Genomic DNA, 14724 nt, shown 5'->3' on the forward strand with positions numbered 1-14724 from the left:
AACGTGCCACTTCCGGGCACTTGAATCATGTCCAAAATATTGGACACTAAAGCCATGAACCTGATCGACATCGGCAAGGCGGTTCGTACCCGCCGTGAGCAGCTTGGCCTGTCGCAAGGCCAACTGGCTCATCTCAGCGGCCTTTCCCGGCAGACCGTGGTCGGCCTGGAAGGGGGCACCCTTAGTGATCTGGGCGTCAATCGCGTGGGACAGCTGATGGCCGTGCTCGGTCTGGATGTTCCGGCACCCACCACCGAGAACCGGCTGCGCAAGCAAGGCCTGAAAATGGCCGCGCGAACCGCGAACGTGAGCTACGCAAGCGAATTGACTGCGGGCGAGCTGGCCCGCGTACTGGTCAGCGGGGAAGTTCCTGCCACCTACGCGGCGCAGATGGCGCACCTGCTGGATGAAGCCCCTCCCGCCATGATGGTGATGGCGGTCGAGGAAGCTGCAATCGGCGCGCAGATGCCACCACGGCGCATCTGGCGCAACGTGGCGAAGATGGCCAACACACTTTCTGCTCACCGCAAGGACCTGTGGATGTGAACCGCGAACTGCCGGCCGGCGCCTGGCAGGCGCTGCTACCCCGGGCGCTTGTCCTCATCGGGGAGATCCGGCGCCACGGCGGCATCACCGATCCGTTCTGGACGTTGGGTGGCGGAACGGTACTGATGTTTCGACATCGGCACCGGCTCAGCAAGGACATCGACATCTTCGTGCCGAACCCCCAGTACCTGGGCTTCGTCACTCCCCGCTTGAGCGATGTGGCCGCGAGCCTTACCGGCGACTACAGCGAAGATCCCAGCGCATGGGTCAAGCTGCAGTTCGAGGAAGGCGAGGTGGATTTCGTCGCAGCTCCCAATCTTCTCGATGACGCCTGGGAGGAATGGACGATCGATGGCCGGCGCATACGCGTGGAAACGTCGGCGGAAATCATCGCCAAGAAAATGTTCCATCGCGGGCATAGAACAACGGCCCGAGACCTGTTCGATCTTGCGCTGGTCATCGAACGCGAGCCGGACGCGCTGGCGGCCGCCGCAGACGCACTGGTCCGCCATCGATCAACGTTTCTTGATCAGATCCGCAATCCCCATCCGACATTGAAGATTGCGTTCAAGGCCATCGACACGCTGGACTACACGCCAGACTTCGACCACTGCGTCGCGATAGCTGCGGACTACCTGGAAGGACTGTGATCCTCCCAGGCGATTGCGCAGAACATCACTCGATGTTCTGCACCTGTTCGCGGATCTGGTCGATCAGCACCTTCAGCTCCACCGCGGCATTGGACGTGCGGCTGTCCACCGACTTCGACCCCAGCGTGTTGGCTTCGCGGTTGAACTCCTGCAGCAGGAAGTCCAGGCGGCGACCGACCGGCTCGCGCTGCTTGAGCACGCGGCGGATCTCGACGATGTGGCTGCCGAGGCGGTCCAGCTCTTCATCCACGTCCAGCTTCTGCAGCCACAGGACAAGTTCCTGCTCTGCGCGGCCGGGGTCGACCGGGTGCGGCAGGTCGGCCAGGCGTGCGGCCAGCTTGGCGCGCTGGCCGTCGCGAATGGCCGGAATCAGCGTGCGGACTTCGGTGGCGATGCGTTCGATGCCGTCCACACGCTCGCTGATGGCCGCAGCCAACTTGCCGCCTTCGCGCTCACGGGCCTCGACGAAGCCATCCAGCACCTGGTCCAGCAGCGCCAGCGCCTCGACCTGCAGGGCGGCGGCGTCGGTGGCCTCGCCACGGGTCACGCCCGGCAGCTGCAGCAGGTCGGTGAAGCTGACCTGCAGGTTGGGGAAATCGGAGGTCAGGCGGTGCGCCAGGCGGCCCAGCTGGGCCAGCAGGGCCTCGTCCACCTGCAGGTTGGCCGCCGCTTCCGGCGCGCGCAGGCGCATCACCAGATCCAGCTTGCCACGGCTCAGGCGCGCGGCGATGCGCTCGCGCAGCTGCGGTTCCAGCGCCCGCAGCTCCTCGGGCAGGCGGGTGCCGACCTCCAGGAAGCGGTGGTTGACCGAGCGCAGCTCGCAGCCCAGCGTGCCCCACGGGGTGACCCGCTCGCCGCCGGCATAGGCAGTCATGCTTCGAATCATGGATTGTGTCCGGTGCGTGCAAAGGGGGAATGGTACCCTAGCGCCCTCACCAGAGCCCCCTTGCCCGCCCCGTGAAGGCCGCGGGCGTGGCGGCGTACTCCCTCGCCATTACGGAACCCGCACCATGTCCGATTCCCGCCCCAGCGGCCGCCAGCCCGACCAGCTCCGCCCGGTCGTCATCCAACGCGGCTTCACCCGCCACGCCGAAGGTTCGGTGCTGGTGTGCTTCGGTGAAACCCGTGTGCTGTGCACCGCCAGCGTCGAGAACCGCGTGCCGGGCTTCCTGCGCGGCAAGGGCGAAGGCTGGGTCACCGCCGAATACGGCATGCTGCCGCGCGCCACCCACACCCGCAGTGACCGTGAAGCGGCCCGTGGCAAGCAGGGTGGCCGCACGCTGGAGATCCAGCGCCTGATCGGCCGCAGCCTGCGCGCCTGCGTGGATCGCAACGCGCTGGGCGAGCGCACCATCACCCTCGACTGCGACGTGCTGCAGGCCGACGGTGGCACCCGCACCGCCGCCATCACCGGCGCCTACGTGGCGCTGGTCGATGCGGTGAACGTGCTGATGAAGCGTGGCGACATCAAGCGCAACCCGATCCTGGGCGCAGTGGCCGCCGTATCGGTAGGCGTGTACCGCGGCACCCCGGTGCTGGACCTGGACTACGCCGAAGACAGCGACTGCGACACCGACATGAACGTGGTGATGAACGACGGTGGCGGCTTCATCGAGCTGCAGGGCACCGCCGAAGGCCACGCCTTCCGTCGCGATGAACTGGATGCGCTGCTGGGCCTGGCCGAAAAGGGCGTGGGCGAACTGCTGGCCGCACAGCAGGCGGCGCTGTCGGCATGAACCGCCGCATCGCCCTGACCACCCTGGTGGTGGCCGACTATGACGAAGCCATTGCCTGGTACACCGGCAAGCTCGGCTTCGCACTGTTGGAGGACATCGACCAGGGCCACAAGCGCTGGGTGGTGGTCGGCCCGACCGACGGCAGCGCCGCCGCCCTGCTGCTGGCCCGCGCCAGCGACGAGGAGCAGCGCAGCCGCATCGGCAACCAGACCGGCGGCCGCGTCGGCTTCTTCCTCAACACCGACGACTTCCGCCGCGACCACGCGGCGATGGTCGCCGCCGGCGTCGAGTTCCTGGAAGCGCCGCGCGAAGAACCCTATGCAACGGTTGCGGTGTTCCGCGATCTGTATGGCAACACCTGGGACCTGCTGGAGCCCCGTCAATGAAGAAACTGGTACTGGCCAGCCACAACGCCGGCAAGCTGGTGGAGATGCAGGAGATCCTTGCCGATCTGCCGCTGCAGATCACCTCGGCCGCCGAACTGGGCCTGGGCGATGTGGAAGAGACCGGCCTGACCTTCGTCGAGAACGCGCTGCTGAAGGCGCGCGCGGCCTGCGAAGCGACCGGCCTGCCGGCGCTGGCCGATGATTCGGGCCTGATCGTCGATGCCCTCGGCGGTGCGCCGGGCCTGTACAGCGCACGCTATGCCGGCCACCCGACCAATGCTGCGGCCAACAATGCCAAGCTGCTGGACGCGATGGCCGACATTCCCGATGGCCAGCGCAGCGCCCGCTTCTATGCGGTGATCGTGCTGCTGCGCCACGCCACCGACCCGCAGCCGCTGATCTGCGAAGGCCGCTGGGAAGGCCAGATCATCCGCGAACTGCGCGGCACCAATGGTTTCGGCTACAACCCGGTATTCCTGGACACCACCCACGGCCTGACCGCTGCGGAAATGGAGCCGGCACTGAAGAACGCCATCAGCCACCGCGCCATTGCCCTGCAGCAGCTCAAGCAGCAGCTGGCGACGCTGTACTGACGCTACCCGATCGCCCCAGGGAAGCCGGCCAGCGGCCGACACTACCGAAGAAGCCCATGCCGCACGCCCACGACCACTGCAACCACCTGCCCGGCGAAGCCTGCTCCGCCGACCACGACAACCCGCCGCGGCTGGTGCCGCCACCGCTGTCGTTGTACGTGCACCTGCCGTGGTGCGTGCGCAAATGCCCGTACTGCGATTTCAATTCGCACCAGGCCAAGGGCGAGCTGCCGTTCGACGCTTATATCGATGCGCTGCTGCGCGACCTCGACCAGGACCTGCCGCTGGTCTGGGGCCGGGTGGTGCACAGCGTGTTCTTCGGTGGCGGCACGCCCAGCCTGTTCCCGCCGGAGGCAATCGACCGCTTCCTGCAGCAGGCCAGCGCACGCCTGCGTTTCGCGCCCAATGCCGAAATCACCCTGGAAACCAACCCGGGCACCGCCGAACATGGCCGCTTCGACCGCTATCGCGCGGCCGGCGTGAACCGCCTCAGCTTCGGCATCCAGAGTTTCGACGATGCGATGCTCAAGCGCCTGGGCCGCATCCACGACAGTGGCGAAGCCGAGCGCGCGGTGAAGATGGCGCAGGACGCGGGCTACGACAACTTCAACATCGACCTGATGTACGCGCTGCCGGAACAGACCCTGGCCGGTGCCGAGGCCGACCTGGAACGCGCGTTCGCGCTGCAGCCGGCACACATCTCCCACTACCAGCTGACCCTGGAACCGAACACGGTGTTCTTCGCGCGGCCGCCGCAGGGCATTCCCGATGAAGACAACGCCTGGGACATGCAGGAACACTGCCAGGCATTGCTGGCACAGGCTGGTTTCGGCCAGTACGAGGTCAGCGCCTATGCGCGCCCCGGCCGGCAGAGCGCGCACAATCTGAACTACTGGCGCTTCGGCGATTACCTGGGCATCGGTGCCGGCGCGCACGGCAAGATCAGCTCGGGCGCCGAGGAACACGTGCTGCGGCGCTGGAAGCTGAAGCATCCGCAGGCCTACCTGGACAGCGCCGGCACGCCCGCCTCGTTCGGCGGCGACGATGTGATCGCGCCGGAGCGCCTGCCGTTCGAGTACATGCTCAACCTGCTGCGCCTGCACGAAGGTTTCGGCCTGCGCGATTTCGAGTCGCGCACGGGGCTGCCGCGCAGCGTGCTGGACGCTCCCCTGGCCGAGGCCGTGCAGCGCGGCTGGCTCGACGTGACCGATGGGCATGTGCAGCCGACCGAGCTGGGCCGCCGCTTCACCAACGATGTGGTGAGCCTGTTCCTGGAAGATTGATCCTCGCCTGGCAAAGGATCGTTCCGGCCGCTGGCCGGCAATCCGGTGAAGACATATCTGCCGGCCAGCGGCCGGCACTACCGTTCATCGGTCGGGCCAGGCCCGGCGGATGCGATTCACGTTCAGCCTAAAGTAGCGCCGACATCGGCCGACACGGTAGATTCACCAGATCGATCCGCGGGAATCCGGGTACCGCCTGCCGATGTCAGCTGTCTTTTCCATCACTCCTGCCGACAAGAACCGCCTGGCCGCCAGCGATCTGCCACCGCGGGTACGTGAGCTGCTGGGCGCGCTGATCGGCCTGTGCCGGCAGACGCTGGCGGCGCCCCTGATCCTGACCGTCGAGGCGCTGGAGCAGACCCTGCTGCACGACGCCGACCGCGCACGCAATCCGCAGCAGCAGGCCGAGCTGATGGCCCAGCGTGGACAGCTGCACGCCTTCGCCGGCCATTTCGCCGATCGCATGCTCGATGCCGTGGCCGACGCCCTCGCGCGGTTGCGCGAACCGGTCAGCGGTGTCAGTACCAGTGCTGGGCCGCCAGCGCTGCCAGGCATGCTCGGGCTGTCGCTGGTTGATGAGCACGAAGTGGATCGCGACCTGCTGCTGACCGAGATGGTGCGGCGCGAAACCCTGCGTTCAACCAACACACTGAACCTGCTGGGCCAACGCCTGGGCGTGCTGGCGGCGGCGCCGGCCTTCGAGGCCGACACCCTGCCACTGGCACCGCAGGCACTGTGCGCGATGGTGCGCCGGATTGCCGAACAGGACGCGCTGAGCGTCGAGGTACAGCTGGCGCTGTATCGCAGTTTCGAACGGCAGGTGCTGGAACGGCTGGGCGATATCCTTGACCGTGCCAATGCCCTGCTGGCCCAGTCCGGTGTACTGCCGGGGCTGGTCTACACCCCCTACCTGGCACGCTCGTCGAGCACGCGGCGGATCATCACCCAGTCGGTGGGGGGCGGCCGCACCACGCAGCCGGCCAAGCGCACCGCAGCCCCCCTGACCGGCTGGAACGGTTCGGCACCGGCCGGCTCCTGGTCCAGCCTGGTACAGGACGCCTTCCACGAGGGCGGCGCAGCCGGCCCCGCCACGCCGGGCGTGACCACCTCCACCGGCAGTGCGCTGCATGAACTGCTGCAGCAGGCGCGGCACGGCAGCCCTGCCCCGGCGGACAGCGGCGCGGTGCCCAGCGCGGCAGTGGACGCGGTCCTCGCGCGCCTGCAGGCCCAGTCCAGTGCGGCAACCGGTGTGGCCGACCTGCAGGCTGCCGTTGTCGCGCAGCTGCGCAGCGAGCATGGTGCGCAGGCCCAGCTGGGCAGTCACGACCGGGACAACCTCGACCTGCTGCGCATGCTGATGCAGCAGGTGCAACAGCAGCAGCGTCCCGATCCAGTGCCGGCCGCGCTGCTGGCCCGCCTGCAGGTACCCTTGGCACGCGCCGCCATGGCCGATCCGGGCTTCTTCGTGCGCGACGAACACCCCGCGCGTGAGCTGCTCAATCAGATCGCCGAAGTCGGCGCCAACTGGCTGGGCGATGAGGATGTCGACCCCCAGCTGCTGCAGCGCATGGCGCAGAGCGTGCAGGGCCTGCTGGGGCAGGATGCGCGTGCGCCGGAAGCCTTTGCCGCCGCCAGTGAAGACTTGCAGCAGCACCAGCGCGCGGCGGCCCATCGTGCCGAACTGGCCGAGCGCCGCCATGTGGAAGCCGCGCGCGGCAAGGAACGATTGGAACTGGCCCGTCGCCAGGCCACTGCACAGATCGACCAGTGCTGCGACACCCGGTCCCCACCGCGTTTCGTGCAGACCCTGCTGCGCCAGGCCTGGGCCGATGCACTGACCCTCACCCGCCTGCGCCATGGCGACGATTCACCGCAATGGCAGGAGCGCCTGCAACAGACCGAGCGCATCGCTGCCATCACCGCGCAGGCCATCGACGCCCCCGGCGGCACCGATACCGCACTGGCAGCGGACGTGGAGGCCGCATTGCTGCAGGTCGGCTACCACGCCGAGGAAGCCGCCGCTGTCGCGCGCAGGCTGGCCACGCCCGGCGGCGAGGATGAAAGCACCTCGCGTACCGAGCTCAGCGCACGCCTCAAGGCACGTGCGCGCCTGGGCGAGCACGCCGGCACGAACAGTGGCGCCGCACCTGCCACGCCGCGCAGCAGCGCCGAAGAAGCGGCCTACCAACAACTGTCCAGCCTGCCGTTCGGCAGTTGGTTCGACATCGACACGGGCGATGGCACGATGCGCCGCCAGCGCCTGTCCTGGTACAGCCTGCTGACCGGCCACGCGTTGTTCGTCAATGCGCGCGGGCAGAAGATCACCGATACCGACCTGGATGCGCTGGCACGGCAGATCAGTGCCGGGCGCGCGCAGCTGGTCACCGAAGACAACGGCCGGCTGGTCGACCGTGCCTGGGAAGCCAGCCTCGGTGCGCTGCGCGCACTGGCCACGGCTCGCGCACAGGAGACCCCCGCATGAAAGCCGTACCGCCGCAGGACACCCGCCGCGCGCCGCGCCGCCAGGTCTCGGACCTGGTGCCGGTTACCGACCAGATGCGCGAGTGCGTGGTCGGGCGCCTCGGCAATGTCTCCGAAACTGGCATGCTGATGCTGGCCAGCATGCCGCTGCGCGAGGATGCGCTGTACCAGCTGCGCTTTCCCTTGCCATTGGGTGATGGCCGCCAGCAGGCCATCGACGTAGGCGTGCATCTGCTGTGGAGCGAGCCCGCACACGTTCCCGGCCAGAGCTGGACCGGCTTCCGCTTCCTGACCCTGTCGCGCGAACATCGGCAGCTGCTGCGGCAGTGGGTGGGCGAAGACAGCGACGAGGGACCGGTTTCGACGGCCTGAGTGCCGGTTCCGGCACAGCGGTTTTTCGCGGTATGCGGCAGAATCTAGGGCCGTTTTCCGTGTCGAGCCACCGCAATGATCCAGCAAGACCCCGGCGCCCTGTATTCCGACCACCTGGCCGTGCTGTGCCGACGCGCCGAACAGGCGCTGGCCCGCGGCGGCTTCGACCATCTGGTGGTGCCCAGCGGCACCCTGCACTACCAGGTGTTCGACGACCGCGACTACCCGTATGCGGTCAACCCGCAGTTCAAGGCCTGGCTGCCGCTGACCCGCGTGCCCAACAGCTGGATCGTGTTCACCCCGGGCAAGCGCCCGGCAGTGATCTTCCACCAGCCCTTCGACTACTGGCACGTGGTACCGGACGCCCCCAGTGGCTGGTGGGTGGAGCACTTCGACATCCACATCATCCGCAAGCCCGAAGAGGCGCTGGCCCTGCTGCCGGCCGACCCGTCGCGCTGCGCGATCCTGGGCGAGCCGCAGAGCGCACTGGGCAACTACATGCCGAACAATCCAGCGCCGGTGGTGAACTACCTGGAATGGCACCGCGGCAGCAAGACACCGTATGAAATCGCACTGATGCGCCAGGCCCAGGTGCTGGGCGTGCGCGGCCACCGCGCCGCCGAGGCCGCGTTCCGCAACGGTGCCGACGAATTCAGCATCCACATGGCGTACTGCCAGGCCGTCGGCCAGGATGCCAACGAGCTGCCCTACGGCAACATCGTGGCGTTGAACGAACACGCCGCCGTGCTGCATTACACCGAGCTGGGCGGCAAGGCACCGCAGCCGCTGCGCAGCTTCCTGATCGACGCCGGCGCCAGTGCGCACGGCTACGCCAGCGACATCACCCGCACCTACGCCGCGCAGGGCCACGACGAATTCGCCGCGATGATTGCGGCCGTCGACGCGGCCCAGCAGCAGATGTGCGCAGCGGTGCGCCCGGGCTTCGACTACAAGCAGCTGCACGTGGACGCACATCTTTCGCTGATGGGCGTGCTGAAGGACTTCGGCGTGATCAAGGTGTCGCCACAGACCGCGCTGGAGACCGGCGTCAGCGCCGCATTCTTCCCGCACGGCATCGGCCACCTGATCGGCCTGCAGGTGCACGACGTGGCCGGCTTCGCCGCCAGCGACGAAGGTGGCCGCATCGAGCGCCCGGCCGGCCATCCCTACCTGCGCCTGACCCGCGTGCTGGAACCGGGCATGGTGGTGACCATCGAGCCAGGCCTGTACTTCATCGACATGCTGTTGAACGAAGTGAAGGACGCCGGCCATGGTGATGCGATCAACTGGGAGCGCGTGGATTTCTTCCGTCCGTATGGTGGCATCCGCATCGAAGACGAAGTGCTGTGCACTGATGGCGAGGCGGACAACCTGACGCGGCCGGCGTTTGCTGCGGCGAACGGCTGAGCCCCTCGTGGTTGGGCGCTGAATTCAAAAGCCGCGCTTGGTGGGGCGGGGTGGGTTCGCGGGGGACGCCGTGAACCCGTCCCTGGGGGCTTGGCCGCGGCATCCATGCCGCGGACACCCCCGCGAACCCACCCCGCCCCACCTCTGACAGTTTCCTGGGCGCGTCCAACCACGGAAAAGAAAAAGAAAAGCAGAAGCGGGTCGCTCGCTGCGCTCGCTCTGTGTCGACCAAGGTCGACACCTACCAACAGCCGCAATTGCCCGTAGATCCACGCCATGCGTGGATGATTCATTCGATATCTGACAGATGTGCCGACCAACGGTCGGCACCCACCAACAGCCACAGGAATCTGTCGGGGGTGGGGCGGTGTGGGTGGGCAGGACCGTTGGCGCCATGGATGGCGCCATCGAGCCCCCATGGATGGGTTTACGGCGTGTCCTGGCCAGCTACACCGCCCCGCCATCCCACGGATAGCCCGCTGTTGCTGTTGCTGTTGCTGTTGCTGTTGCTCTGGCGTGCAGCGGGTGCAGGGCTGCAAGCCCTGCAGAACACCCCTTACCCCGCCATCACCGCTTCAATCTCGTCGGCGCTGCGCGCCAGGCCTTCGGTCAGCACGCGATGGCCATCGTCGGTGATCAGCACGTCATCCTCGGTACGGATGCCGATACCGCGCCAGCGCGGTTCCACCGTCGTGTCATCCACGCCGATGTACAACCCCGGCTCGATGGTGAACGCCATGCCCGGCTCCAGCAGACGCGAGTCACCGGCCAGGCGGTAGTCGCCCACGTCGTGCACGTCCATGCCGATCCAGTGCCCGGTCTTGTGCCGGTAGAAGCGCTGGTACAGGCCTTCGGCCAGGTTCTTTTCCAGCGTGCCCTTCAGCAGGCCCAGCCGCAGCAGGCCCTCGGTCAGGGTCTGCACTGCGGCGAGGTGACCGGCTTCGTACGGCACGCCCGGCCTGGCCTGGGCCAACGCAGCGGCCTGCGCATCGCCGACCAGGTCGTGCAGTGCACGCTGCTCAGCGCTGAAGCGGCCATTCACCGGGAACGTGCGGGTGATGTCACTGGCGTAGCCACGGTACTCGGCACCGGCGTCGATCAGCACCAGCTCGCCGTCGCGCGAACGCGCGTTGTTGTCGCGGTAATGCAGGATGCAGCCGTTGCGGCCGGCACCGACGATGCTGCAATAGGCCGGCACGGCGTCGTTGGTGCGGAACACGCGTTCCAGCTCCGCCTGCAGTTCGTACTCGTGGATGCCGGCCCTGGCTGCCTTCATCGCGGCCAGATGCGCACGCACGCTGATCTGCGCGGCGTGGTGCATCAACGCCACTTCGGCACCGGACTTGAACAGGCGCTGCTCGTGCAGCAGGTGGCCCAGTTCGAGGAACTCGTGCGGCGGCTGCGCACCGTGGCGCACCTGCGAACGCACGCGGTTGACCCAGCCGATCAGCTTCAGGTCGAAGTCGGCATCCCGGCCGAAGTGGTAGTAGACGCGCGAACGGCCTTCAAGCAGGCCCGGCAGGATGTCGTCCAGATCATCGATCGGGTAGGCGTCGTCCATGCCGTACTGCGCCACCGCGCCTTCCTGGCCGGCGCGGCTGCCGTCCCAGGCTTCGCGTTCGGCATCGCGCTCGCGGCAGAACAGGATGGCCTCGCCGTGGCGTCGGCCCGGGATCAGTACCAGCACTGCTTCCGGCTCCGGGAAGCCGCTCAGGTACTGGAAATCCGAATCCTGCCGGAACGGATAATGGGTATCGAGGCTGCGCACCTTCTCGGCCGCGGCCGGCAGCACCAGGATCGCGTCCTCGCCGGCCATGTCCATCAGCTGGCGGCGGCGACGCTTGTACTCGCCGGCGGCAATGCCGGTGCGCTGCTTGATGTCCATCAGTTCAGGCGCTGACGATGGCGCGAGGCCAGCACCACGTCGCCGTGCAGCAGGAGCACCGCCACGCGGATGAATTCCTCGATCTCCGACAGGGCTTCGTCGTCGTCATCGCCACCGGCCTCGAAATCCTCGCTGGAGGCACGCGCCAGGCTGGCCATGTCGGTCAGCGCTTCCTCGCCCTCTTCGGACAGGGTCGGGCGGCGGCCGCCGCTGCCCAGGCCGAAGCCGCCCAGGAAGGAACGGGTCCAGCTGAACATGGCATCGGCCTGCGCGGATACATCGTCGCCGTCGGTCAGCAGCAGCTCGAAGGCGAAGTCGCGGTCTTCCAGCTGCTTGATGGTGGCCTGCAGCAGCTGCCCCAGCACGCTGTCGGCAGCCACCGGCGGCAGGTTGTCGTCGGCCAGCACGCGCGCCGGCCAGTCGTTGCCGGGGGCACCGCCGGCAGCCAGCCAGCCGCACAGCGCGCCGTGCAGCTCGGCAGCGGTGGCGCCCAGGCCCAACGCCTGGCTGGCGCGGGTAACGTCGTCGACGGAGGGAAGTTCGGTCATCGTGCGGCTCGTTCGGAAAGGAAACCCGGGGCGCGCACGCGCGCGCCCGTGAGACCCCGTAGTGTAGCAACCCGACGGCATCCTCTCCGCAGGCGTCCAGCCTTGCTGCGACAACGCTTGACCGCCCTTACCCGGCTTGCCTATCGTGCCCGCATGGAACCCGCCGATCCCCTTGCCCAGCTGCAGGACTTCGCCGCCCGCGTGGAAGCGTTGCTTGAACGCAACCAGCGCCTGGCCGAGGAGAACCGCAGCCTGCGCCACCAGCAGGAACAGCTGGTGGCCGAGCGCTCGACGCTGCTGGCCAAGAATGAGCAGGCACGTTCGCGGGTGGAAGCAATGATCAGCCGGCTCAAATCCCTGGAGCAGCACACATGAGCGCCGAACCGGTCAGTGTCCGCATCCTCGATCGTGAATACACCGTGGGCGTCGGCGGCGATGAACGTGACAGCCTGATGGCCGCCGCACGCCTGCTGGATGCGCGCATGCGCGAGATCCGCGGCAGCAACCGCATGGCCGCGGTTGATCGCGTTGCCGTACTGGCCGCGTTGAACCTGGCCCACGAACTGCAGCTGCTGCGCGACGAGAACGCCCGCCAGGCGGTGGCGCTGCAGCAGACGCTGGCCGATCTGAACCGGCGCCTGGACCGCGCCATCGACGGCACCCCCTAGAAAAAGGGGACGGAGGGGATTAAGGCGCATTCGCCCCCATCCGTGCCGGAAACGTCTTAATCCCCTCCGTCCCCTTTTCGCATATCTGAATTGGCACGGACTGTTGCCGACGAACGGCCTATCCAGATCCTGCGTGCTGGCTATAATGGCCACGCGTTCTCTGCGGTACTCGACGGCATGTGCAAACATTCGCCTTGTCCCTTAAGAACGACACCGGGAGCGCGACAGCGCCGGGAGTGCAGGTCCGCCTTGCAGCGGGAAGCCCGATGGTTCTCCAGCGTTCCCACTTGAGCCCCCGGGTTCAAGGTCGTTTCGCATGCATCGACATTGCGGAGAATGCAATATTCCAGCAAGGGCGGCGTCTTCGGGCGTCGCCCTTGTTCTTTCCGGCACAATGGCGGCTGTTCCCCCGCCGCACGCTGCCATGACCGACCCGCGCCAGGCCCTGCGCCGCGACCTGCGGCAACGCCGCCGCGACCTTTCCGCCGCTGAGCGCATCGCCGCCGCCGAATCGCTTGCCGATGCCCTGCTCGCCCTGCCGTTCGCCCCGCGCGAAGGTGCCGTGGCCGGCTACTGGGCGCTGGATGGCGAGATCGCCCTGCACCGCTGGCAGTTGCAGTTGCCCGAAGGCCTCACCTACTGCCTGCCGGTGCTGGCCGGCGACGTGCTGCGCTTCGCGCCGTGGCGGCCGGGGCAGCCGCTGACCAGCAACCGCTACGGCATTCCCGAGCCGGACGTGGCGCTGGAAGACACCCTGGAACCAGCACAGATGGCGCTGGTGGTGGCCCCGCTGGTGGGTTTCGACACGCAGTGCCGGCGGCTGGGCATGGGGGGCGGCTGGTATGATCGCAGCTTCGCCTTCCGCCACGACCGGCCGGCGCCGCCCTGGCTGGTCGGTGCTGCGTTCGCGGTGCAGCAGGTCGAGTCCTTGCCGGTGGCGTCGTGGGACGTGCCGGTGGATGCGATCTGCACCGAAGACGGCACCCTGTTCCCCTCCGCTGCCCCCGTGAACGCATGACCGCCCGCAAGCGCTACTGGCTGATGAAGTCCGAACCGGACGCCTTCTCCATCGATGACCTGGCCAAGGTCAAGGTCGAACCCTGGAACGGGGTGCGCAACTACCAGGCGCGCAACTTCATGCGCGATGGCATGCAGGTGGGCGACGGCATCCTGTTCTACCACTCCAATACCAAGGTACCCGGCATCGTCGGCCTGGCCACCGTGGCCAGTACGGCCTACCCGGACGACACCCAGTTCGATCCGAAATCCGACTACCACGACCCCAAGAGCACGCGCGAAAACCCGCGCTGGATGCTGGTGGACGTGGCCTTCGACCGCAAGCTCAAGCAGGTGATCGCGCTGGACGAGATCAAGCTGCACGCCGAAGAACTCGGCGAGGGCTTCCCGCTGGTTGCCAAGGGCAACCGCCTGTCGGTGTTCCCGGTGACCGCCGCGCAGTGGAAGCTGCTGCTGTCGCTGGAAAAGAAATCCTGATTCCCTGCCTGAGAGTTCTCCCATGTCCGAAGCCAAGCGCCTGGCCGCCGAGAAAGCCATCGAGTACGTTGAAGACGGCATGATCGTCGGTGTCGGCACCGGTTCCACCGTGGCCTATTTCATCGATGCCCTGGCCCGCATCCAGCACCGCATCAAGGGCGCTGTGTCCAGCTCCGAGCAGAGCACCGCGCGCCTGAAGCAGCATGGCATCGAAGTGATCGAGCTGAACCACAGCGGCAACCTGTCGCTGTACGTGGACGGCGCCGATGAGTGCGATGCCAACAAGTGCCTGATCAAGGGCGGCGGCGCCGCGCTGACCCGCGAGAAGATCATCGCCGAGGCCAGCGAGCGCTTCATCTGCATCGTCGACCCGAGCAAGCAGGTCCCGGTGCTGGGCAAGTTCCCGCTGCCGGTGGAAGTGATCCCGATGGCGCGCAGCCTGGTCGCCCGCCAGATCCGCGACATGACCGGCGGCCAGCCGACCTGGCGTGAAGGCGTGGTCACCGACAACGGCAACCAGATCCTGGACATCCACAACCTGCAGATCACCGATCCGGAAAAGCTGGAGCGCGAGCTCAACCAGCTGCCGGGCGTGGTCTGCGTCGGCCTGTTCGCCCGCCGCCGCGCCGATGTGGTGATCGTCGGCGGCGAGCCGCCGGTCGTGCTCTGACCCTT

17 protein-coding genes and 1 other RNA gene are annotated in these 14724 nt (G+C 67.5%); 15 read left to right on the forward strand and 3 right to left on the reverse strand.

All coding sequences use genetic code 11. The features are described from left to right. Window positions 1–54: 54 nt before the first annotated feature. Both CKW06_RS19135 and CKW06_RS19140 read left to right on the forward strand, forming a co-directional pair. On the forward strand, window positions 55–546 hold the full coding sequence (locus CKW06_RS19135) for a helix-turn-helix domain-containing protein (RefSeq protein ID WP_024956756.1): 492 nt from the start codon (window positions 55–57) through the stop codon (window positions 544–546). Next, complete coding sequence (locus CKW06_RS19140) at window positions 543–1196, forward strand: nucleotidyl transferase AbiEii/AbiGii toxin family protein (protein ID WP_024956757.1); 654 nt, start codon at window positions 543–545, stop codon at window positions 1194–1196. Before CKW06_RS19135 ends, CKW06_RS19140 begins: the two co-directional genes overlap by 4 nt. Window positions 1197–1221: 25 nt before the next feature. Here CKW06_RS19140 and CKW06_RS19145 read toward each other — a convergent pair whose 3' ends face one another. Next, window positions 1222–2082: a YicC/YloC family endoribonuclease gene (locus CKW06_RS19145; RefSeq protein ID WP_024956758.1), complete on the reverse strand. Its 861-nt coding sequence runs from the start codon at window positions 2080–2082 to the stop codon at window positions 1222–1224. Between the two features lie 124 nt (window positions 2083–2206). Here CKW06_RS19145 and rph point away from each other — a divergent pair, with 124 nt between their 5' ends. The 7 genes from rph to pepQ all read left to right on the forward strand — a co-directional run bounded on the left by rph (window position 2207) and on the right by pepQ (window position 9454). Further along, window positions 2207–2932, forward strand: coding sequence for a ribonuclease PH (rph, locus tag CKW06_RS19150; RefSeq protein ID WP_005410889.1), 726 nt, complete (start codon window positions 2207–2209; stop codon window positions 2930–2932). Then, window positions 2929–3318 carry a VOC family protein gene (locus CKW06_RS19155; RefSeq protein WP_005414366.1) on the forward strand — a complete coding sequence of 130 codons (390 nt, stop codon included), beginning with the start codon at window positions 2929–2931 and terminating at the stop codon, window positions 3316–3318. The genes rph and CKW06_RS19155 overlap by 4 nt, the downstream gene beginning before the upstream one ends. After that, window positions 3315–3911: an RdgB/HAM1 family non-canonical purine NTP pyrophosphatase gene (gene rdgB / locus CKW06_RS19160; RefSeq protein ID WP_005410891.1), complete on the forward strand. Its 597-nt coding sequence runs from the start codon at window positions 3315–3317 to the stop codon at window positions 3909–3911. The genes CKW06_RS19155 and rdgB overlap by 4 nt, the downstream gene beginning before the upstream one ends. Before the next feature lie 56 nt (window positions 3912–3967). Then, entirely contained in the window at window positions 3968–5194 is a 1227-nt protein-coding gene (gene hemW / locus CKW06_RS19165; protein WP_024956759.1) for a radical SAM family heme chaperone HemW, read from the forward strand. Window positions 5195–5396: 202 nt separating this feature from the next. After that, complete coding sequence (locus CKW06_RS19170) at window positions 5397–7676, forward strand: DUF1631 family protein (protein WP_024956760.1); 2280 nt, start codon at window positions 5397–5399, stop codon at window positions 7674–7676. Further along, a complete protein-coding gene (locus CKW06_RS19175; protein ID WP_005410894.1) occupies window positions 7673–8047 on the forward strand; it encodes a PilZ domain-containing protein in 375 nt (124 codons plus the stop codon). Before CKW06_RS19170 ends, CKW06_RS19175 begins: the two co-directional genes overlap by 4 nt. Window positions 8048–8122: 75 nt before the next feature. Next, window positions 8123–9454 (forward strand): Xaa-Pro dipeptidase, encoded by a 1332-nt coding sequence (gene pepQ, locus CKW06_RS19180; RefSeq protein ID WP_024956761.1) that lies wholly within the window; start codon window positions 8123–8125, stop codon window positions 9452–9454. Between the two features lie 556 nt (window positions 9455–10010). On the opposite strand, the gene CKW06_RS19185 is transcribed toward pepQ, so the two are convergent. Both CKW06_RS19185 and CKW06_RS19190 read right to left on the reverse strand, forming a co-directional pair. Beyond that, on the reverse strand, window positions 10011–11333 hold the full coding sequence (locus tag CKW06_RS19185) for an aminopeptidase P N-terminal domain-containing protein (RefSeq protein WP_024958824.1): 1323 nt from the start codon (window positions 11331–11333) through the stop codon (window positions 10011–10013). 5 nt (window positions 11334–11338) lie between these two features. Continuing rightward, window positions 11339–11887 (reverse strand): YecA/YgfB family protein, encoded by a 549-nt coding sequence (locus tag CKW06_RS19190; RefSeq protein WP_005410897.1) that lies wholly within the window; start codon window positions 11885–11887, stop codon window positions 11339–11341. 153 nt (window positions 11888–12040) lie between these two features. Here CKW06_RS19190 and CKW06_RS19195 point away from each other — a divergent pair, with 153 nt between their 5' ends. The 6 genes from CKW06_RS19195 (at window position 12041) to rpiA (ending at window position 14719) form a co-directional block, all read left to right on the forward strand. After that, window positions 12041–12262: a TIGR02449 family protein gene (locus CKW06_RS19195; protein ID WP_005410898.1), complete on the forward strand. Its 222-nt coding sequence runs from the start codon at window positions 12041–12043 to the stop codon at window positions 12260–12262. Then, window positions 12259–12555 (forward strand): cell division protein ZapA, encoded by a 297-nt coding sequence (locus tag CKW06_RS19200; protein ID WP_005410899.1) that lies wholly within the window; start codon window positions 12259–12261, stop codon window positions 12553–12555. The genes CKW06_RS19195 and CKW06_RS19200 overlap by 4 nt, the downstream gene beginning before the upstream one ends. Before the next feature lie 154 nt (window positions 12556–12709). After that, window positions 12710–12895, forward strand: a non-coding RNA gene (gene ssrS, locus CKW06_RS19205) — 6S RNA. 84 nt (window positions 12896–12979) lie between these two features. Next, entirely contained in the window at window positions 12980–13573 is a 594-nt protein-coding gene (locus tag CKW06_RS19210; RefSeq protein WP_024958823.1) for a 5-formyltetrahydrofolate cyclo-ligase, read from the forward strand. Next, window positions 13570–14049 carry an EVE domain-containing protein gene (locus CKW06_RS19215; RefSeq protein WP_005410901.1) on the forward strand — a complete coding sequence of 160 codons (480 nt, stop codon included), beginning with the start codon at window positions 13570–13572 and terminating at the stop codon, window positions 14047–14049. Before CKW06_RS19210 ends, CKW06_RS19215 begins: the two co-directional genes overlap by 4 nt. Window positions 14050–14071: 22 nt before the next feature. After that, entirely contained in the window at window positions 14072–14719 is a 648-nt protein-coding gene (gene rpiA, locus CKW06_RS19220) for a ribose-5-phosphate isomerase RpiA (protein WP_006389802.1), read from the forward strand. Window positions 14720–14724 lie beyond the last annotated feature (5 nt).

This window comes from Stenotrophomonas maltophilia (genome assembly GCF_900186865.1).
Lineage (GTDB): Bacteria > Pseudomonadota > Gammaproteobacteria > Xanthomonadales > Xanthomonadaceae > Stenotrophomonas > Stenotrophomonas maltophilia.